Origin of the sequence: Achromobacter sp. RW408 (genome assembly GCF_003184165.1) — a bacterium.
GTDB lineage: Bacteria > Pseudomonadota > Gammaproteobacteria > Burkholderiales > Burkholderiaceae_B > Achromobacter > Achromobacter xylosoxidans.
Window position 1 is genome coordinate 1,535,551 of sequence record NZ_QHHO01000049.1, and the last position, 20,031, is coordinate 1,555,581.

General features: G+C 68.8%; 18 protein-coding genes. 8 read left to right on the forward strand and 10 right to left on the reverse strand.

Annotated features, from left to right (window positions below):
* Together DK459_RS26530 and DK459_RS26535 are read right to left on the reverse strand one after the other, a co-directional pair.
* The gene (locus DK459_RS26530) at positions 1 to 891 is read right to left on the reverse strand and encodes an ABC transporter permease (RefSeq protein ID WP_024069984.1); all 891 of its coding nucleotides are present in this window, start codon (positions 889 to 891) and stop codon (positions 1 to 3) included.
* Between the two features lie 391 nt (positions 892 to 1,282).
* Complete coding sequence (locus tag DK459_RS26535; protein WP_006384488.1) at positions 1,283 to 2,254, reverse strand: ABC transporter substrate-binding protein; 972 nt, start codon at positions 2,252 to 2,254, stop codon at positions 1,283 to 1,285.
* Between the two features lie 241 nt (positions 2,255 to 2,495).
* Here DK459_RS26535 and DK459_RS26540 point away from each other — a divergent pair, with 241 nt between their 5' ends.
* A complete protein-coding gene (locus DK459_RS26540) occupies positions 2,496 to 3,452 on the forward strand; it encodes an aldo/keto reductase (protein WP_110135171.1) in 957 nt (318 codons plus the stop codon).
* A 27-nt stretch (positions 3,453 to 3,479) separates the two neighbouring features.
* Here the strand turns inward: DK459_RS26540 and DK459_RS26545 are convergent, their stop codons facing one another.
* The 7 genes from DK459_RS26545 to bktB form a co-directional block, all read right to left on the reverse strand.
* Positions 3,480 to 4,454, reverse strand: a complete 975-nt coding sequence (locus DK459_RS26545; RefSeq protein ID WP_006384486.1) for a tripartite tricarboxylate transporter substrate binding protein — start codon at positions 4,452 to 4,454, stop codon at positions 3,480 to 3,482.
* Between the two features lie 161 nt (positions 4,455 to 4,615).
* The gene (locus tag DK459_RS26550) at positions 4,616 to 6,157 is read right to left on the reverse strand and encodes a malonyl-CoA synthase (protein ID WP_024069986.1); all 1,542 of its coding nucleotides are present in this window, start codon (positions 6,155 to 6,157) and stop codon (positions 4,616 to 4,618) included.
* A 5-nt stretch (positions 6,158 to 6,162) separates the two neighbouring features.
* Positions 6,163 to 6,954 carry an enoyl-CoA hydratase/isomerase family protein gene (locus DK459_RS26555; protein ID WP_024069987.1) on the reverse strand — a complete coding sequence of 264 codons (792 nt, stop codon included), beginning with the start codon at positions 6,952 to 6,954 and terminating at the stop codon, positions 6,163 to 6,165.
* Between the two features lie 49 nt (positions 6,955 to 7,003).
* Positions 7,004 to 8,317 (reverse strand): malonyl-CoA decarboxylase domain-containing protein, encoded by a 1,314-nt coding sequence (locus DK459_RS26560; RefSeq protein ID WP_024069988.1) that lies wholly within the window; start codon positions 8,315 to 8,317, stop codon positions 7,004 to 7,006.
* Complete coding sequence (locus DK459_RS26565; RefSeq protein WP_024069989.1) at positions 8,268 to 9,017, reverse strand: GntR family transcriptional regulator; 750 nt, start codon at positions 9,015 to 9,017, stop codon at positions 8,268 to 8,270. Before DK459_RS26565 ends, DK459_RS26560 begins: the two co-directional genes overlap by 50 nt.
* Positions 9,018 to 9,128: 111 nt before the next feature.
* Positions 9,129 to 9,899, reverse strand: a complete 771-nt coding sequence (locus tag DK459_RS26570) for a spermidine synthase-like protein (protein ID WP_024069990.1) — start codon at positions 9,897 to 9,899, stop codon at positions 9,129 to 9,131.
* A gap of 161 nt (positions 9,900 to 10,060) precedes the next feature.
* Positions 10,061 to 11,242, reverse strand: a complete 1,182-nt coding sequence (bktB, locus tag DK459_RS26575) for a beta-ketothiolase BktB (RefSeq protein ID WP_070541118.1) — start codon at positions 11,240 to 11,242, stop codon at positions 10,061 to 10,063.
* Positions 11,243 to 11,414: 172 nt separating this feature from the next.
* Here bktB and DK459_RS26580 point away from each other — a divergent pair, with 172 nt between their 5' ends.
* Together DK459_RS26580 and DK459_RS26585 are read left to right on the forward strand one after the other, a co-directional pair.
* Entirely contained in the window at positions 11,415 to 12,566 is a 1,152-nt protein-coding gene (locus DK459_RS26580) for an acyl-CoA dehydrogenase family protein (RefSeq protein WP_026384201.1), read from the forward strand.
* 9 nt (positions 12,567 to 12,575) lie between these two features.
* On the forward strand, positions 12,576 to 13,589 hold the full coding sequence (locus DK459_RS26585; RefSeq protein WP_024069993.1) for an acyl-CoA dehydrogenase family protein: 1,014 nt from the start codon (positions 12,576 to 12,578) through the stop codon (positions 13,587 to 13,589).
* An 11-nt stretch (positions 13,590 to 13,600) separates the two neighbouring features.
* Here the strand turns inward: DK459_RS26585 and DK459_RS26590 are convergent, their stop codons facing one another.
* On the reverse strand, positions 13,601 to 14,497 hold the full coding sequence (locus DK459_RS26590; RefSeq protein ID WP_223203224.1) for a LysR family transcriptional regulator: 897 nt from the start codon (positions 14,495 to 14,497) through the stop codon (positions 13,601 to 13,603).
* 71 nt (positions 14,498 to 14,568) lie between these two features.
* Between DK459_RS26590 and DK459_RS26595 the strand changes: the two genes are divergently transcribed.
* The 5 genes from DK459_RS26595 to xylF all read left to right on the forward strand — a co-directional run bounded on the left by DK459_RS26595 (position 14,569) and on the right by xylF (position 20,018).
* Entirely contained in the window at positions 14,569 to 15,813 is a 1,245-nt protein-coding gene (locus DK459_RS26595) for a CaiB/BaiF CoA-transferase family protein (RefSeq protein WP_054483387.1), read from the forward strand.
* Positions 15,810 to 16,283, forward strand: a complete 474-nt coding sequence (locus tag DK459_RS26600; protein ID WP_024069995.1) for a MaoC family dehydratase — start codon at positions 15,810 to 15,812, stop codon at positions 16,281 to 16,283. The genes DK459_RS26595 and DK459_RS26600 overlap by 4 nt, the downstream gene beginning before the upstream one ends.
* Positions 16,284 to 16,369: 86 nt before the next feature.
* Complete coding sequence (locus DK459_RS26605) at positions 16,370 to 17,344, forward strand: tripartite tricarboxylate transporter substrate binding protein (RefSeq protein ID WP_070541119.1); 975 nt, start codon at positions 16,370 to 16,372, stop codon at positions 17,342 to 17,344.
* Positions 17,345 to 17,595: 251 nt separating this feature from the next.
* Complete coding sequence (locus DK459_RS26610; RefSeq protein ID WP_070541120.1) at positions 17,596 to 18,975, forward strand: carbohydrate porin; 1,380 nt, start codon at positions 17,596 to 17,598, stop codon at positions 18,973 to 18,975.
* A 26-nt stretch (positions 18,976 to 19,001) separates the two neighbouring features.
* Positions 19,002 to 20,018: a D-xylose ABC transporter substrate-binding protein gene (xylF, locus tag DK459_RS26615; protein ID WP_020929056.1), complete on the forward strand. Its 1,017-nt coding sequence runs from the start codon at positions 19,002 to 19,004 to the stop codon at positions 20,016 to 20,018.
* The last annotated feature ends 13 nt before the right edge of the window (positions 20,019 to 20,031 follow it).

Genomic DNA, 20,031 nt, shown 5'->3' on the forward strand with positions numbered 1-20,031 from the left:
TCAGCGCCCCTTCTTGCCGAACAGCCGGCGCTTGAGCATGGGAATGACCAGGGCGATCGTGACCAGCACCGCGGTGACGAGGTTCAGGTCCTGCGCCTTCAGGCCGATGAAGTCGCTGTTCAGCGCCAGCGCGATGAAGAAGCGATAGACGATGGCGCCGATGATGACGGCCAGCGTGGCCAGCACCAGCTTGCGCGACGGCAGGATGCTTTCGCCGACGATCACCGCGGCCAGGCCGATGACGATGGTGCCGATGCCCATGGAGATGTCGGAACCGCCCTGGGTCTGCGCGAACAGCGCGCCGGCCATGGCGACCAGCGCGTTCGACAGCGCCATGCCGCCCAGGATCATGCGGCCGGTGTTGACGCCCTGCGCGCGGGCCATGCGGCCGTTCGAGCCGGTGGCGCGCACCGCCAGGCCGGTCTGGGTGGCGAAGAACCAGTCCAGCGCCAGCTTGGCCAGGATCACGATGACCACCAGGATCAGCGGCCGCGCCACGTAGTCCGACAGCCATTCGGGCTGCAGGATGGTGAAGACGGTGGGTTCTGTGATCAGCGGCACGTTGGGCTTGCCCATGATGCGCAGGTTGACCGAATACAGCGCGATCATCATCAGGATGCTGGCCAGCAGGTCCATGATCTTGAGCTTGACGTTGAGCCAGCCGGTGACCAGGCCCGCGGCCGCGCCGGCAAAGGTGGCGGCGATGGTGGCCACGAACGGGTCGGTGCCCGAGGCGATCAGCGTGGCACAGACGGCGCCGCCCAGCGGGAAACTGCCGTCAACGGTCAGGTCCGGAAAGCGCAGCAGGCGAAAGGAGATATACACGCCCAAGGCCACCAGGCTGAAGATCAGGCCGATCTCCAGTGCGCCTAACAACGAGAACAATGACATGGGTCAAATCCAATCAGGTAAGGAACGAGCATATTAGAGATTAGGAACGTCCAACTTCTTGCGTTTCGGGGTCAGTTTTACCCGAGCTTTCGCAATAAACGTTTCCTGCCGTGCGATTTTCTCTCGATTCCTGCCAAGGCGTCGCCAGGCCTGGCGGCCAGGGCCGCAAGCGGGCTGCTTGAGGGGCGCTCCAGGGGAGCAAAACGCGGCATGCGGTCCATGACCGCCGTGCCGTTCAAGGCCAACGCCATCGCGCCGGGCCGCGCGCACCTTGTGGATGCTGCCGCCCTGTGGACCCCGCGTACCGGCGCGGGGCAAACACAAGAAAACAAGATAAAACAAAACCCCGCTCATGCCGGGCAGGCACGGGCGGGGCCGAACGACTTGCGCTTTACTTTACCACCACCGCGGCCGACTTGATGATCGCGTCGGACAGCGTCACGCCTTGCTTGGCGGCGGCGCCCGGGTTCACGTAGAGCTCCAGCTTGGAGACGGTTTCGGACGGGATCGCGCCGGGCTTCTCGCCCTTGAGGATGCGCACCACCACCTTGCCGGTCTGCACGCCCAGGTCGCGGTAGTTGATGCCCAGGGCGGCGATGCCGCCGCGCTTGACGCTGTCCGTGTCCGAGGCGATCAGCGGGATCTTGGCGTCGTTGCCGACCTTCACCAGCGACTCGTAGGCCGAGACCACGTTGTTGTCGGTGTTGGTGTAGATGACGTCGACCTTGCCGATCAGGCTGCGGGCGGCGGATGCCACGTCGACCGAACGCGGGGCGGCGGCCTCGACCAGGCTCATGCCCGACTTGGGCAGCAGTTCCTGCAGCTTCTTGACCACTACGACCGAGTTGGCCTCGCCCGGGTTGTAGACCATGCCGACGCGCTTGGCGTTGGGGACGATCTTCTTGATCAGCTCGACCTGCTTGTCCAGCGCCAGCAGGTCCGACACGCCGGTGACGTTGGTGCCGGAGGCATCCATGCTCGATACCAACTGCGCGGCGACCGGGTCGGTCACGGCGGAATACACCACCGGCACGTCCTTGGTGGCGGCCACGACGGCCTGGGCCGACGGGGTGGCGATGGCGACGATGGCGTCGGGCTTGTCGCCGACGAACTTGCGCGCGATCTGGGCGGCGGTGCCGGTATTGCCCTGCGCGCTCTGGTACTGCCACTTCAGGTTCTTGCCGGACTCGTAGCCGGCCTGCTTGAGGGCGTCCTGCACCCCGTCACGCACGGCGTCCAGCGCCGGGTGCTCGACGATGGCCGTGATTGCCACCGACTTCTGCTGCGCCGCCACCGGCGCGGCGATCGCCATCGCCAGCGCCATTGCGCCAACCGTCAGAAAATGTTTTTTTCCGATCAGCATAGGTAAGCTCCTTGAACCCTTGGTATTTGTTCATTATTACGGCTGCTCCGCGGGCTTCCCCACGGTCCGGACAGCCGTAAAGCCGTATAGTCTAACGTGTCGCAACACAAATTCACTTGGGGGGAATCCCTGAAATGGTGCATGCGCGGCACGCGCGCCCCATGCCGGGGCGGGCGGCCCAATATACTGAAAACGCCGCGCCCGCGCGACACGACATCCGCGACATTCAAAGGGCCACATCATGATCAAACGCGCATTGGGCCGTTCCGGCCTGCAGATTCCTCCCCTCACCTTCGGCGGCAACGTCTTCGGCTGGACCGTCGACGAAGCCGGCACGTTCTCCCTGCTGGACGCGCTGGTCGACGCCGGCCTGAACTTCATCGACACCGCCGACGTCTACTCCCGCTGGGTGCCCGGCAACCAGGGCGGCGAATCCGAAGCCCTGATCGGCAAGTGGCTCAAGCGCTCGGGCAAGCGCGACCGCGTGCTGATCTCCACCAAGGTCGGCATGGAGATGGGCCCGGACGCCAAGGGCCTGGCGCCGGCCTACATCCGGCGCTCGCTGGACGCCTCGCTGGCGCGGCTGCAGACCGACCACGTCGACCTGTACCAGTCGCACAAGGACGATCCCGACACGCCGCTGACCGACACGCTGGGCGAATACGCCAAGCTGATGGAAGCGGGCAAGGTGCGCGCCATCGGCGCCTCCAACTACACGGCGGTGCGCCTGTCCGAAGCGCTGATCGCCAGCGAACGCCACAACCTGCCGCGCTACGAGAGCATCCAGCCCGAATACAACCTCTACAGCCGCGAGCCGTTCGAGGGACACCTGCAGGCGCTGGTCAAGGCGCAGGACCTGGGCACCATCAACTATTACGCGCTGGCCAGCGGCTTTCTCAGCGGCAAGTACCGCAGCCCGGCCGACGTCGGCAAGAGCGCGCGCGGCAAGAAGATCGTCGACACCTACCTGAACGAGCGCGGCTATCGCATTCTGAAGGCGCTGGACGAAGTGGCCGAGGATGCCGGCTGTACGCCGGCGCAGGCCGCGCTGGCCTGGCAGATCGCGCAGCCGGGCATCACCTCGCCGATCGTCAGCGCCACCTCGCTGGCGCAGCTGGACGAACTGGTCAAGGCCGCCAGCCTGGCGCTGACGCGCGACCAGCTGGCCAGGCTCAGCCTGGCCAGCGACTGGCGTTGAAGGGGCCGCGCGGCAGCCCCGCGGGCGTCAATCCAGCTTGACGCCCGAATCCGACACCACCTTGGCCCAGCGCGACACTTCGCTGTCGACGAACTTGCCGAAGGCCGGGCCGGTCAGGGTCGGCACGGCCGAGCCGTTGCCCTCCCAGGTTTCCTTGATCTTGGGCGTGTTCAAGGCCTTGGTGATTTCCGCCGTCATGCGGTCGACGGCCTCCTGCGGCGTGCCCGCCGGCGCCCAGATCGCGTACCAGGTCGACACCACGTAGTTCGGCACGCCGGCCTCGGCCGCGGTCGGCACGTCGGGCAGCGACGGCGAACGCTTGTCGGCGGCCACCGCCAGTGGCTTGATGGTGCCCGACCGGATGTGACCGGCGGACGATCCCAGGCCGTCGAATGCCAGGTCCACCTGCCCGCCGATCAGCGCCGACAGCATCGGCCCCGCCCCCTGGTAGGGCACATCGACCAGCTTGATGCCGGTCTGCATCGCGAACAGCTCGCCGGCCAGGTGATGGGTGCTGCCCTTGCCGGCCGTGCCGAAGTTGATTTCGCCGGGATGCTTCTTGGCGTAGTCGACGAATTCCTGCACCGTCTTGACCGGCAGCTTGGCGGGATTGATGACGATCACCTGCGGCGGTTGCGCCACCAGCGCCACCGGCACGAAGTCCTTCTGGATGTTGTAGTTCAGGCTCTTGTACAGCGACGGCGCCAGCGCATGGTGCGCCCCGCCCATGAAGAAGGTGTAGCCGTCGGGCCGGGCCTTGGCGGCCACGCCGGCGCCCACGGTGCCGCCCGCGCCCCCCTTGTTGTCGATCACCACCGACTGCCCCAGCTGGGTGGTCAATTGCTGGGCCAGCGGACGGGCGAAGGTGTCGGTGCCGCCCCCGGCCGGGAAAGGCACGATGAGCGTGATGGGCCGTTCCGGCCAGGACGCGGCGCCGGCGCTGCCGGCGAAACCGGCGGCCAGCGTGGCCAGCAGGGTCGCGGCGAAAGTGCGGTATTTCATACTGTCTCCTCTTGCTGCAGCGTGGGACGGCGCGTTTCCCGCGTCTCGTCTCTTGTGTTCTTGGGTTGGGATGCTGCCTGGTTCGGGAATCGTTCTGGAAGGGATCGGGCTCCTTGGGAAAAAAATGGCCGGCCCCGCTGGGCCGGCCCGGGATGACGGCGCTACAGCGCCTGATAGGTTTCGCGCAGCACGTTCTTCTGCACCTTGCCCATGGTGTTGCGGGGCAGTTGCTCGACGATGTGCACGCGCTTGGGCACCTTGAAGTTGGCGATGCGCGCCTTCAGCTCGGCCTGCATCGCGGCGGCATCCAGCGACACGCCGTCCTTCGGCACCACCACCGCCACCACGGCTTCGCCGAAGTCGGCGTGCGGCACGCCGATCACGGCCGATTCGGCCACGCCCGGCATATCGTCGATCAGCGTCTCGATCTCTTTCGGATAGACGTTGAAGCCGCCGGAGATGATCAGGTCCTTGCTGCGGCCGACGATCGACAGGTAGTCGGCGGGCACGTCGCGGCCGGCGGATTCACCGCCCCAGCGGCCCACGTCGCCGGTCTTGAACCAGCCATCCTGGGTGAATTCCTCGCGGGTCTTTTCCGGCATGCGCCAGTAGCCCGAGAACACGTTGGGCCCGCGCACCTGCACGTTGCCGATCTCGCCCGGCGCCAGCGCGATGCCGGCGTCGTCCACCACGCGCACCTGCACGCCCGGCAGGGCGCGGCCCACGGTGCCGGCCAGGCGCTCGCCGTCGGCCGCGTCGTAGGGATTGGAGGTCAGCATGACGGTCTCGCTCATGCCATAGCGTTCCAGGATGGCGTGGCCGCTGCGGTCGCGGAAATCGTTGAAGGTCTCGGACAGCAACGGCGCCGACCCCGAGATGAACAGGCGCATGTTGGCGCAGACCTCGCGGTTAAAGCGCTTGTCGGCGAGCAGCCGCACGTAGTAGGTCGGCACGCCCATCATCACTGTGCTTTGCGGCAGGTAGCGCAGCGCCTGGTCGGCGTCCAGCTTGGGCAGCCAGATCATCTTCGCGCCGGCCAGCAGCGCGCCGTGCGAGGCCACGAACAGGCCGTGCACGTGGAAGATCGGCAGCATGTGCAGCAGCACGTCGTCCGAGCGCCAGCCCCAGTACTTGTGCAGCACCTGCGCGTTGGACGCCAGGTTGCCGTGCGACAGCATCGCGCCCTTGCTGCGGCCGGTGGTGCCGGACGTGTAGAGAATCGCGGCCAGGTCGTCCGGCTTGCGCTTGACGGTCTTGAAGGTCTGCGACAGGCCGCCGGCGGCCTCCAGCAGCGTGCCGGTGCGGTCTTCGTCGAGCGTGTAGACATGGGCGCAGCCGGCCTTGTCGGCGGCGCGCTGGACCCAGTCGCGGTTCTTGCTGGCGCAGACCACCACGGCCGGCTCGGCGTTGCCCAGGAAGTATTCGATCTCGGCTTCGCGATAGGCGGTGTTAAGCGGCAGGTACACCAGGCCGGCGCGCAGCGTGGCCAGGTACAGCAGCAGCGCCTCGGGCGATTTCTCGACCTGCACCGCGACCCGCGCGCCCTGGGGCAGCTCGAGCGAATCCAGCAGGTTGGCCAGGCAGGCCGTGGCGCGGTCGATGTCGTCCCAGGTGTAGGCCAGCTCGGGCGTCTCGAGCGCGACCTGTTTGCGATCGGCGGGGAAGCCGCCCTCCAGCACAGCGTATAGATTGGCGTTGCTCACCGTTTTCAGTCTCCGGAAAAGTGGGGGTCTACGCCGGCCAGGAAAGCGCGCACGCCCTCCTTGTGGTCCCGGCTGTCGGCGTAGGAGAAATAATCCTGGTATTCGGCTTCGGTCAAGGCGCCGCCCTGCGCCAGTCGGGCGGACAGGCGCTTGTTGATGCGCGCGGCCAGCGGCGCGCCCTGGCAGATGCGCTCGGCGCTGCGCAGGGCCTGCGCGGCCACGTCGGCGTCGGCCACGATGCGCGTCAACAGGCCCAGGTCGCGCGCCTCGGCGGCGCCGAACACGCGGCCTTCGAGCAGGATGGCCAGCGTGGCCGCGCGGCCCGCCAACGCGAGCAAGCCGCGCATTTCATCGGGCGCCATGGGAAAACCGAGGCGGTTGATCGGCACGCCGAAACGCGCCGATTCGCCGGCGATGCGCAGATCGCACTGGCAGGCGATCTCCAGCCCGCCGCCGACGCATACGCCTTCGATCTGCGCCACCACCGGATGCGGGCACTGCGCCACGGCCTGCAAGGCCGGCGCCAGCACCTCGCGGTGGTAGCGCTGCACCCCGGCGGCGTCGGCGCGTTCGGCCGGGAATTCGCGGATGTCCGCGCCGGCCGCGAAATTGCCGCCCTCGCCGCGCACGATCACGCAACGCACGTCGTCGTCCGCGGCGATGCGCGTGAACACGTCGCGCAGTTCGCGCCACATGCCCACGGTGATCGCATTCAGGCGCCCCGGATGCGATAGCGTCACGCGGGCCAGTCGCCCGTCGCGCTGCAACAGCACGCGGCCTGCCGTGTTGTCCGTCATGTCCCCTCGCTGATGATGTGCTTTTTTATGGATCGCGGCGCGCCGCCGGTCAGGCCGCGCGCCCCACACTGCGGCTGACCTGCGGCTTGCCTTCGTGCAGTCGCGCCAGGTTGCCGTCCAGTTCATCCAGGTCGTACAGGTAATTGACCATCAGGCCGCAGGACTGCTTGAGCCCCTTGGCCGAGGTGTCCGCCGCCCAGTTCAGGCGCTCGATGCGCGCGCCGTTGCCCAGGTGAAAACGCGCCACCGCGTCCAGCGGCAGGCCGCTCTTCATGGCCTGCAGATAGTGCGCGGCCAGGCGCAAGCCGGCGCGCTTGACGACGTCGGGCGCCTTCCTGGCCAGCGCCGCGCGCGCCAGCCGCGCCACCCAACGCTGGCCGTCCGGCACGCCGGCGCGCTGGCGCGCCTTGGCGCGCGACTTGTCCTCGCGCACGATGGCCTCGACCGCGTCGGCGTCCAGCTTGCCGAGCCAATCGGCGAACCCCGGGATCGGCGACAGCGTGGCGAACGACTTGAGCTTGGGCAGTTCTTCCAGCAATTGCTCGACCACGCGCTTGAGCAGGAAGTTGCCGAAGCTGATGCCCTTCAGGCCCGGCTGAGTATTGGAAATGGAATAGAAGATCGCCCAGCGCGCCTTGTCCAGGTCCTGCCGCGGCGCGGCGCTGTCCAGCAGCGCCTGCACGTTGTCGGCCATGCTGCCGGCAAAGGCCACCTCGACGAAGATCAGCGGCACGTCCGGCAATTGCGGATGGAAGTAGGCATAGCAGCGGCGGTCCGGCGCCACGCGGTGGCGCAGGTCGTCCCACGACTGGATCTCGTGCACGGCCTCGTAGATGATCAGTTTTTCCAGCAGCGAGGCCGGCGAATCCCAGGTCAGCGGCCGCAGTTCCAGCAGGCCGACGTCGAACCAGGCCGACAGCAGGCCTTCGAGATCCTTGTCCAGCGCCTGGATGCCGGCCACCTGCTTGCGCCAGCGCAGCATGTCGGCGCGCAGCTCGACCAGGAAGCGCAGGCCCAGCGGCAGCGCGTTGAAACGCTTGAACAGGCGCGCGCCCTCGCCGGCATCGGCGGCGAAAGTGCCGCGCACCTGCGCCAGCGCGGCCAGCATCAGGCGCCGGTCCTTGCCGTCGGCGGCGCCGTAGAGTTCGCACCAGCGCCGCGCCAGCTTGTTGGCGGCCACGTCGGTCAGGCGCGCCTCGAACAGCCGCCGCACCTCGGATTCGCTGGGCAGGCGGCCGCGTTCCCACAGGCGCCCCAGGCGCGTGATCAGGCTGTCGCCGGCCTCCGTGGCGGCCGTGTCGGCCGGTTCGGCGTCAGGCGTGCGTGCGCCGCGCGCGGGCGCGAGATTGGCGGATGCGTTCATGGGCGGGTTCCTCGGCTACGGGAAGATCGGAAAGCGGCGGCGCGTCGTCCTCGGCGGCCAACGCGCGCAGCACCTCGAGCTGGCGCATCAGGTGATGGCGCGCCAATGCCTCGGCGCGTTCGGGGTCGCGGGCCTTGAGGGCCTCGAAGATGGCCAGGTGCTCGGCGCAGGATTCCTGGATGCGGCCGGGCCAGGCCAGGCTGCGGTGGCGCGACAGGCTCAGCACCTTGCGCAGGTTGCCGACCATGTCGACCAGCCATTGGTTGCCGGCCAGCGCCTGCACCGCTTCGTGGATCAGGTAATTGGTCTGATAGTAGGCGTCGATGCGGCCGGCGGTGGCATGGCCCGCCAGCGCTTCGTGCAGCGGCGCCAGCGCGGCCAGTTGCGCGTCGGACGCCTTGCACGCGGCCTCGTGGGCGCAGCGGCCTTCCAGCATCGCCATCAGGGGGAAGATGTCTTCCAGGTCCTGCGCCGACAGCTCATTGACGAAGCAGCCGCGGCGCGGCTCCAGCCGCACCAGGCCCTCGGTGGCCAGCACCTTGAGCGCCTCGCGCAGCGGCGTGCGCGAGATACCCAGTTCGCCGGCCAGCCGCAGTTCATCGATCCATTCGCCGTTGCGCAGCGCGCGCGCATGGATCATGCCGCGCAGGCGATCCGCGACTTCCAGGTACAGGGCTTGCCGGACGATGGGTGAGGTCATGGGCAGACGGCCTGACAGCGCCGTAATTCATAATTATGAATAAGCCCATCATATCTCCGGTCTGTGGAAACGGACCAGTCCGATGTTGTAAGGACTTGCCCTAACCCGCCCCTAAAAATGCAGAATGCCGTCCACCGCGTGGCGGGTCAGTGAACGCGCCCAGCGGCGCGCCGGCAAGCCGTACCGGGACTCGACCGCCTCGGCCCGCGCCAGCAGTTCGGCTGGCGTGACCGCCAGGCGCGGGCCGGAAAACGCCAGCACGATCTGGTTGCCCGCATCGATCTCGGGCAGCAGCACCACGCGGTCATCGAAGGCCTTGGACAGGTTGTCGATGTTCTTGCCGAAACTCTCGTGGCGGCCGAACAGGTTCACCGCCAGCACCCCGACTTCGCCCAGCACGCGGCGGCAATCGCGGTAGAACTTGACGCTGTCGCGCACCGGCCCCTGGGCCGACGCATCGTACAGGTCGACCATCAGCACCGGGCAGCGGCCGGCGTTGAGCGGGTCGGCGGCCCATTCGGCGGCGTCGGCGTGCTCGACCCGCAGGCGGTTCTCGCCGGGCAGGCGAAAGAACATGTGGCAGGCGGCGGTGACGCGCGGATTCCATTCCACCGCCAGCAGCGGCGCGCGCGTGTGCCTGGCGCAAAAGCGCGCCAGCGAGCCCGCGCCCAGGCCGAACATGCCGATGGCTTCGTCCCTGGGCGGCTCCAGGAACAGCAGCCAGGCCATCATCTGGCTGGTGTATTCCAGCACCAGGTCCGCTGGATTCTTGATGTGCATCGCGCCCTGGACCCATTCAGTGTTGAAGTGCAGATAGCGCACGCCATCCACTTCCGACAGGGTCGGCTGGTCCAGTTCGGAGGGGAATTTGGATTTGTACATGGGCGCGATTGTAGGCCCGGCGCCCGTCGCTGTCCGCGCCATGGGCGCCATGCGACCGGAAAGCGGACCGACAAGCGTGGTGAGTCCGGCGCGGGCGGACCGTTGCGGCCCGCCCCTGCGCACGGGAATGCGCCGTCAATGGCGCATCGATGAAGCGTCGCTCAGATGCGCTCGAAGATCGCGGCGATGCCCTGGCCGCCGCCGATGCACATGGTCACCAGCGCGTAGCGGCCCTGCACGCGCTGCAGTTCATGCAGCGCCTTGACGGTGATGATGGCGCCGGTGGCGCCGATCGGATGGCCCAGGCCGATGCCGCTGCCGTTGGGGTTGACCTTGGCCGGATCCAGCTTCAGTTCGCGCGTCACGGCGCAGGCCTGGGCGGCGAAGGCCTCGTTGGCCTCGATCACGTCCAGTTGGTCCACGGTCAGGCCGGCGCGCTCGAGCGCGGCCTGCGTGGCCGGCACCGGGCCGATGCCCATGATGGTCGGATCGACCCCGGCGTGCGCGTAGGCCACCAGGCGCGCCAGCGGCTTGATGCCGCGCTTGGCCGCCACCGACGCGTTCATCAGCACCAGCGCGCCGGCGCCGTCGTTCAGGCCCGAGGCGTTGCCGGCCGTGACGGTGCCGTTTTCTTTCTGGAACACCGGCTTGAGCGCGGCCAGGCTCTCGGCCGTGACGTCGCGGCGCACGTGCTCGTCGGTGTCGAACACCACTTCGCCCTTGCGCGTCTTCTGCACGATCGGCACGATCTGGTCGCGGAAATGGCCGGCCTCGATGGCGTTGGCGGCGCGGCGGTGCGACTCGGCCGCCAGCGCGTCCTGGTCCTGGCGGCTGATGCCGAACTGGGCGGCGACGTTCTCGGCGGTCACGCCCATGTGCATGCGGCCGAACGGATCGGACAGGGCGCCGGTCATCATGTCCTGCATGACGCTGTCGCCCATGCGCGCGCCCCAGCGCTGCGCCGGCGCGATGTAGGGCGCGCGGCTCATGCTCTCGGCGCCCGCGCCGATGGCGATGTCGGCATCGCCCAGCAGAATGGTCTGCGCCGCCGACACGATGGCCTGCAGGCCGGAGCCGCACAGGCGGTTGACGTTGAAGGCCGGGGTTTCCTTGGCGATGCCGGCGTTCATGGCAGCCACGCGCGACAGGTACATGTCGCGCGGCTCGGTGTTGATGACGTGGCCGACGGCGACGTGGCCGACTTCGTCACCCTTGACGCCGGCGCGTTCCAGCGCGGCCTTGATGACGGCCGTGCCCAGGTCGCAGGGCGGCACGTCCTTGAGCGCGCCGCCGAAATCGCCGATAGCGGTACGGACGGCGGATGCGACGATGACTTCCTTCATGATGGGTTTCCTCCTGGTGATCCCTTCATCATACTCGCGCCGCCGCGCGGTCCCGGTCCGATATCCGATCCTTATCGCCAGGCAAGAATTTACTATTGGACAGCCCGCGCGCGGCTCGCCGATAGTGGCCGGCAGCGCGCCGCCCCCGGCGCCCGCCAGACCGGACCCGCCCATGATCGAAACGCTGGAACTGACCGCCATTCCCCCGCAGGACGAAGCGCTGCGCGCCGAGGTGCGCGATTTTCTCGCCGAGGCCCTCGATGGGCTGGAGCCCGACGAACGCGCCCGCTCCTGGATGGGCTATGACGCGGGCTTCAGCCGCCAGCTGGCCGAACGCGGCTGGCTCGGGCTGACGCTGCCGCGCGAATACGGCGGCGCCGAACGCGGCCATTTCGCGCGCTTCGTGCTGTCCGAGGAATTGCTGGGCGCGGGCGCCCCGGTGTCGGCGCACTGGATCGCCGACCGCCAGAGCGCGCCGCTGATCCTCAAGCTCGGCACGCCGGCGCAGAAGGCCTTCTACCTGCCGCGCATCTGCCGCGCCGAGGCCTTCTTCTGCATCGGCATGAGCGAACCCGGCTCGGGTTCCGACCTGGCCAGCATCCGCACCCGCGCCGAACCCGTGGCGGGCGGCTGGCGCCTGAACGGCAGCAAGGTCTGGACCACCAACGCGCACCGCTCGCACTACATGATCGCGCTGGCCCGTACCTCGGGCACGCCGCAGGACCGCCACCAGGGCCTGTCGCAACTCATCGTCGACCTGTCGCTGCCGGGCGTGTCGATCCGGCCGATCAAGGATCTGGCGGGCGACGCGCATTTTTCCGAAGTGTTCTTCGACAACGTCGAACTGGCGCCGGACGCGCTCATCGGCCAGGAGGGCGCGGGCTGGGCCCAGGTCAACGCCGAACTGGCGTTCGAGCGCAGCGGGCCGGAACGCCTGTACTCCAGCATCGCGCTGCTGCAATGCTGGCTGGCGCATGGCCGCGACGACGCCGGGCTCGACGCCGCCGACCACGCCCTGCTGGGCGCCATCCTGTCGCAGATGGCCGTGTTGCGCGCCCTGTCATTGGCGGTGGCGGGCAAACTGGCCGCGGGCCAGAGCCCGGCCATCGAGGCGGCCCTGGTGAAGGACCTTGGCACTGAACTGGAGCAGGACATCCCGCGCCTGATCGCCGATGCGCTGGGCCGCCGGCCCGAACGGCCGCCCCCCCTGCCGCTGCTGCGCACGCTGGCCTACCTGGAACAGGTCGCCCCCACTTTCTCGCTGCGCGGCGGCACCCGTGAAATTTTGCGCGGCATCATCGCGCGCGGCCTCGGCCTTCGATAGGAACCCAGCATGGACTCGATTTTTGGCGATGCCGCCGAGCGCCTGTTCGCGCAGACCTGCACACCGGCCATGATCCGCCAGGCCGAACAGGGCCAGGCGCCCGCGCAAGCCTGGCAGGCCTGCGAAGCCGCCGGTTTCGCCGATGCGCTGGTGCCGGAATCCCGCGGCGGGGCCGGCCTGGCATTGGCCGACACGCTGCCGCTGGCCACCGCCGCCGGCCGTCACCTGTGCCCCTACCCCTTCGCCGACACGCTGCTGGCGCGCGCGTGGCTGGCCCGGGCCGGGCATGCGCCCGCCACCGGCTCGATCGCGCTGGCGCCGCACGGCTGGCTGGCATCCGGGGGCCAGGCCACGGGCGCCAATGTGCCCTGGATCCGCAGCGCCGATGCCGTGCTGGCGCGCATCGGTGAACAGATCTGGCTGCTGCCGGCGCGGGCCGCCACGATCGAACCCAGCGGCGTGCACGGCAGCTTGGACGCGCCGGCGCGCTGGTCGCTCGACGATGGCGAGCGCATCGACGCGGCTCCCGCCCTGCCCGGCCTGGACGAATTGGCCGCCGCCGCCTGCGCCGGCCTGATCGCCGGCGCCATGGACCGGGTGCTGGCCATGACGCTGGACTACGCCAACCAGCGCCAGCAGTTCGGCAAGCCCATCGGCCGCTTCCAGGCGGTGCAGCAGCAGATCAGCGTCATGGCCGAGCAGGTCTGGGCCGCGCGCATGGCGGCGCAACTGGCGTTCCAGGGCCGCGACGGCCTGCCGCAACCCTTGCTGGCCGCGCTCGGCAAGGCGCGCGCCAGCCTGGCGGTCGCGCGCGTGGCCGACATCGCCCATGCGGTCCATGGCGCCATCGGCGTCACCGAGGAATACGATCTGCAGCTGTACACGCGCCGGCTGCGCGAATGGCGGCTGGCAGCCGGTTCGGAATCGCACTGGCACGCGCGCATCGGCGCGCACGCGTTGGCCGCCGGCGGCGATGCGGTGTCTTACCTGCGCACCGCGCTGTTCGACCGCGAAGCCGCCTGACGCGGCCCCGCTCAGCCCATCTGCGCCAGCATGCTGTCGCGCAGGCGCAGCACCGAGGCGCAGGATGTGTCGCGGTGCGTCACCAGCGACAGCGACAAGGCGTCGCGCGCATCGGCATCGGCCAGCGGCACGAATGCCACCAGCGGCGTCGAATAGGCGCGCGTCACGCCTGGCACCAGCGCCAGCCCCATGCCGCTGGCCACCAGGCTGACCAGCGTCTGCACCTGGATCGCTTCCTGGCTGATGCGCGGCGAAAAACCCGCCTTGCGGCACAAGGCCTGCGCCACGCCGTGCAGGCCCGGCACCTTGGCCGGCGAATACATCACGAAACTCTCGCCGCGGGCGCGGTCCAGTTGGACCGGTGCGGCACCGGCCAGCGGGTGCGCGGCGGGCACCGCCAGGATCAGGTCGTCGCGCTCGACCACCCAGGACTCCAGGGCCGGATCCTCCGCCAGCGGCCCGCGCACCAGGCCGGCGTCGATATCGTTGGCGCGCAGCATCGCCGCCAGCCCGACGGTGCTGTCCTCGCGCAGCTCCAGCTGCACGTCCGGGTATTGCGCGCGGAAAGCCGGCAGGCAGCGCGGCAGCAGCGTGTACGTGGCCGAGCCGACGAAACCCAGCCGCAGCGTGCCCCATTCGCCCAACGCCACCCGACGCGCGGCCTGGCGCGCCTGCTCGGTGTGGAACAACGCGCGCCGCGCATCAGCCATCAGCGCCTCGCCGGCCGGCGTCAGCGTCACGCCCCGGGCGCCGCGCGCCAGCAGCGGCACGCCAACCGCGTGCTCCAGTTTCTGGATCGACACGGACAACGCGGGCTGCGCGATATGCAGTGTGTCGGCGGCGCGGCGATAGCTGCCCAGCTCGGCGATGGTGACGAACTGGCGCAACTGCCGTAGATCGATAGCCATAACGGATTCCATATCAAGCAATACCGAAGCCATATTAGACGGGTATGGACCACGCCGATAGGATTCCCGCCATGACCTCCGCTTCCCTCCCCCAAACCGCCGCCTTGGGCGGCGTGCGCGTGCTGGACCTGACTTCCGTGGTGTTCGGCCCCTACGCCTCGCAGATCCTGGCCGACTACGGCGCCGACGTCGTCAAGATCGAGGCGCCCGCCGGCGACTCCACCCGCAACACCGGCCCGGCGCAGGAGCCCGGGCTGGCCGCCATCTTCCTGGGCCTGAACCGCAACAAGCGCAGCGTGGTGCTGGACCTGAAGCGGCCCGCGGCGCGCCAGGCGCTGCTGGCGCTGGTGGACGGCGCCGACGTGCTCATGCACAGCATGCGGCCGGCCAAGATGGCGGCGCTGGGCCTGGACCCCGCCACGCTGTGCGCGCGCAATCCGCGGCTGGTGTACGCCGGCCTGTATGGCTTTGGCGAGGGCGGCGCCTACGACGGCCGGCCGGCCTACGACGACATCATCCAGGGCCTGTCGGGCTTTGCCGACCTGGCCGATCGCCAGACCGGCACGCCGCGCTACCTGCCGACGGTGGCGGCCGACAAGACCTGCGGACTGGTGGCCGCGCACGCCATCCTGGCCGCGCTGTTCCAGCGCGAACGCACCGGCCAGGGCCAGCAACTGGAAGTGCCGATGTACGAGAGCATGGCCTCGTACGTGCTGGTCGAGCACTACTACGGCCGGCACCTTGCGGACACGCCCGGCGAAGCCGGCTACCCCCGGGTGCTGACGCCGTGGCGGCGCCCCTGCCGCACCGCCGACGGCCATGTCTGCCTGATGCCGTACACCGATGCCCATTGGCGCAGCTTCTTCGAGGCGGCCGGCCGTCCCGACCTGGCGGCCGATCCGCGCTTTGCCGACATCGCCGCGCGCACGCGCCACATCGAAACGCTCTACGAACTGCAGGCGGGCATCGTCGCCGCGCGCGACACCGCCTACTGGCTGGCGCTGTGCGAAAGGCTGGAAATCCCGGCCGCCCGCGTCAACCGCCTGCAGGACCTGGAGACCGATCCGCACCTGCGCAGCGTGGATTTCTTCCAGCCGCTGCAAAGCGCCGCCGGCCACCACTATCGCTTTGCGCGCAACCCGGTGCGGCTGCAGCGCTCGCAGGTGCCGCCCACGATGCCGCCGCGCCTGGGGGAACACACCCGCGAGGTGCTGGCGCAGGCCGGCCTGGCCCCCGCCGCCATCGACGCCTTGCTGCAAACCGACGCCGCCCGGCAGGCCGGCGCCCTTCCCGTCTCTTCCAAGGACTCCGCATGAACCAGGACCGCACCGCCCCCGCCCAGCTCGGCCAGGGCTATTACTGGCAGGACCTCGCCGTCGGCCAGCGCTTTCGCACCTTCCGCCGCACGGTCACCGAGACCGACATCGTCAACTTCATCAGCGCCACCGGCATGCTGGAGACGATCTTCATCGACGCCACCTACGCGCATGGCGCGATCCAGGGCCGTCCCGCCCCGGGCGCGCTGACCTATGGCCTGATCGAAGGCCTGATCATGCAGGGCATGGTGCAGGGCACCGGGCTGGCGCTGCTGGAAGTGCACAAGAAGATGCTGGCGCCGGTGGTGGCCGGCGACACCATCTGGGCCGACATCGAAGTCACCGGGGTGCGCCCGACCTCGCAGCACAACCGCGCGGTGGTCACGTCCACCATCGACGTTTTCAACCAGCACGGCAAGCCCGTGATGGCCTACACCGCGACGCGCATGCTGGCCGGCCGGCCGGACTGACGCGGCGCGCGGCGGACAGGCGTCCCGCGCAGAGGACGCCGCCGCCATGAGGCCGCGGCCCCACCCACCAAAGCAAGGAGACAACCATGAAAAAAGCATTGCTCGCGGCCAGCCTGGCCGTGCTGGCGCTGGGCGGCGCCACCGGCGCCGGCCCTGCCCGGGCCGCCTGGCCCGAACGCCCCATCACGATGGTGGTGCCGTTCCCGCCCGGCGGTCCCACCGACCTGGTGGCGCGGGTGCTGGCCAAGCAACTGACGGACCAATTGGGCCAGACCGTGGTGGTGGAAAACAAGGGCGGCGCCAACGGCAACATCGGCATGCAGTACGCGGCCGCGGCCAAGCCTGACGGCTACACGGTGCTCTACAACACCTCGTCGATCGCGCTCAGTCCCAATCTCTACCGCTCGCTGGCATTCGATCCGGTCAAGGACTTCGCGCCGGTGTCTTCCACCGCGGTGATCCCGCTGGTGCTGCTGGTGCATCCCTCGGTGCCGGTTCAGGACGCGCGCGGCTTCGTCGAATACGCGCGCCAGCATCCCGGCAAGCTGTCGTACGGTTCGGCGGGCGCCGGCAACGTCACGCACCTGGGCGCCCTGCTGCTGCTGCGCTCGCTGCAGGTCGACGCGGTGCACGTGCCCTATCGCGGCAGCGCGCCTGCCATGACCGACCTGGTCGGCGGCCAGGTGCAACTGATGACCAACACCCTCAACGATTCGCTGGGCTTCATCCGCGAAGGCAAGCTGCGCGCGCTGGCGGTCACCAGCCGCGAACGCAGCACGCAATTGCCCGGCGTGCCCACGGTCGCCGAAACCGTGGCGCCGGGCTTCGAGATGGGCGCCTGGCAAGGCGTGGTGGTGCCCGCGGGCACGCCGCAGCCGGTGGTGCAGAAGCTGAACGCCGAGATCCGCCGCGCGCTGCAATCGGACGAAATGCAAAAGCAGCTCAAGGTCCAGGGCGCCCAGGCCCTGGGTTCCACTCCGCAGGAATACGGCGCCTACATCCAGAGCGAGATCCAGCGCTGGGGCGCCGTGATCAAGGAAGCCGGCGTCAAGCTCGACTGACGGCCGGCGCGGCGGCGGGCCAATCCCGCCGCCCCCACACCCGGGCGGCCCCATGCGGCCGCGCCGGACCGCCCCTCTCCTGACTCCCAAAAACCGCTGCGCGCCCCTGTTTCACCCCGGGCAATCCCTAACCCTCATCGCAATTGACAGCGCTGTCATTTTTGCAGACACTAGCTTCGCCGGCCCCCTGCCGGACCACCAAAAACAAGCCGCAACGGCCTCGCGCACGGGCGGCGACAGGAGACAGAGTCATGGCAACACCTCCCTGCTTCCCGGCAGCGGCAGGCACCGGCGCGCACCTCCGGGCTCGCCGCTACCGGCCTCACCGATTCCCGCTACACCGCTTTCTGCCCACGCTGCTCCTGGCAGGCCTGCTGAGCGCCGGCACCAGCGCCCGGGCCTACGATCTGCAGACCACGCCCTACCTGTTCGGCGACTGGGGCGGCCTGCGCACCAGCCTGGCCGAACGCGGCGTCACCCTGAACCTGGGCTACACCGGCGAGGCCGCGCACAATTTCAGCGGCGGCCAGGACAAGCTGACCCGCTACACCGACCAATGGGTGTTCGGCGCCACCATGGACCTGGACAAGCTGCTCGGCTGGCACGGCGGCACCTTCCAGATGACCATCACCGACCGCAACGGCCGCAACCTGGGCGCCGACGCCGGCATCGGCAACAACATGCTGATCCAGGAGGTCTATGGCCGCGGCCAGACCTGGCACATGACGCAGTTCTGGCTCAACCAATCGTTCCTGGACAATCGGGTGCAATGGAAGATCGGCCGCCTCACCGTGGGCGAGGATTTCGCCAGCTTCTCGTGCGACTTCCAGAATCTGACCTTCTGCGGCGCACAGCCCGGCAACCTGGTCGGCAGCTACTGGGTCAACTGGCCCACCAGCCAATGGGCCACCCGCCTGAAAGTCAGCACGTCCGAGCAGACCTACGTGCAGGCCGGCGTCTACCAGGTCAACCCCAACTATGTCGACGACGGCTACGCGCGCCGCCACGGCCTGTCACTGAACAACCCCAATGGCACCACCGGCGCCCTGATTCCACTGGAATTCGGCTGGCTGCCGGCCTGGAACGGCCTGCCGGGCTCGTACAAGTTCGGCGCCTGGTACAACACCTCCAACGGCGCCGACCTGTACCAGGACGTCAACCACGCCCCGCGCGGCGAAACCGGCCTGGCGCCGCGCGAGCGCAACGGCCAGTACGGCATCTACATCAACTTCGAGCAACAGGTCAGCGGCACCGCCGGCGGCCGTGGCGCCTCGGTGTTCCTGAACTTCTCCCAGGCCGACCGCGACACGGCGGCGCAGGACCACCAGATCGCGCTCGGGCTGCAATACAAGGGGCCGTTCGGTCAGGCCCGCGACGTCATCGGCGTGGCGGTCGGCGCCACCCACAACAACGGCCGCTACGCCGACTACGTGCGCCAGCAGGACCAGCGGCTGGGCACCAGCACCAAGGTCGGCGACGGCTATGAATACGTGGCCGAGGCCTATTACAGCTGGTCACCGATCCCCTCCATTTACCTGCGACCCAATCTGCAGTACATCAGGCATCCTGGGGGCACCAGCGCCAACCACGACGCCTTCATCGTAGGCCTGAAGACCGGCATCACATTCTGAGCGCATCGCGCCACAAGGAGACTGACATGACCCCAATCCTGCGCCGCCTGCTGGCCTGCGCGCTGGCGTTGCCCGCCACGCTGTTCGCCGCCCACGCCGCCCATGCCAGCAAAGAGGCTCCGGTGATCGGCTTTTCCATCGACGACCTGCGGGTCGAGCGGTGGACCCGCGACCGCAACTATTTCGTCGAGGCCGCCACCGCGCTGGGCGCCAAGGTCAACGTGCAATCGGCCAACGCCAGCGAATCGCGCCAGATCGCCCAGGTCGAGAACCTGATCGCCGAAGGCGTGGACGCGCTGGTGATCGTGCCGTTCAATTCCAAGGTGCTGGGCAGCGCCATCGCCAAGGCACACCGCAACGGCATCAAAGTCATCGCCTACGACCGCCTGATCCTGGGCGCGCCGCTGGACGGCTACGTGTCTTTCGACAACGTCAAGGTTGGCGAAATGCAGGCCAAGGGCATGGTCGATGCGGTGCCCAAGGGCCGCTACTACCTGCTTGGCGGCGCCGCCACCGACAACAACTCGCGCATGTTCCGCGAAGGCCAGATGAACGTGCTCAAGCCGCTCGTCGCCAAGGGCGACATCACCATCGTGGGCGAGCAATGGACGCCCGAATGGGACCCGTCCAAGGCGCAGAGCATCATCGAGAACGCGCTGAACGCGAACGACAACGACATCCAGGCCATCGTCGCCTCCAACGACGGCACCGCCGGCGGCGCAATCCAGGCCCTGGCAAGCCAGAAGCTGGCGGGCAAGGTGGCGGTCTCGGGCCAGGACGCCGACCTGGCCGGCGTGCGCCGCGTCGCCGCCGGCACGCAGACCATGACGGTGTACAAGCCGATCAAGGCCATCGCGGAGGCGGCCGCGCGCATGGCGGTCGATCTGGTGCAGGGCAAGACGCCCGCCTTCAACGCCAAGCTCGACAACGGCAAGGGCGAGGTCGATTCCCTGCTGATCACGCCCACGCTGGTGACGCGCGACAATCTGGACATCCTGGTCAAGGACGGCTTCTATACGGCCGACCAGATCGCGGGCAAGTAGCCGGGAGGCGCAC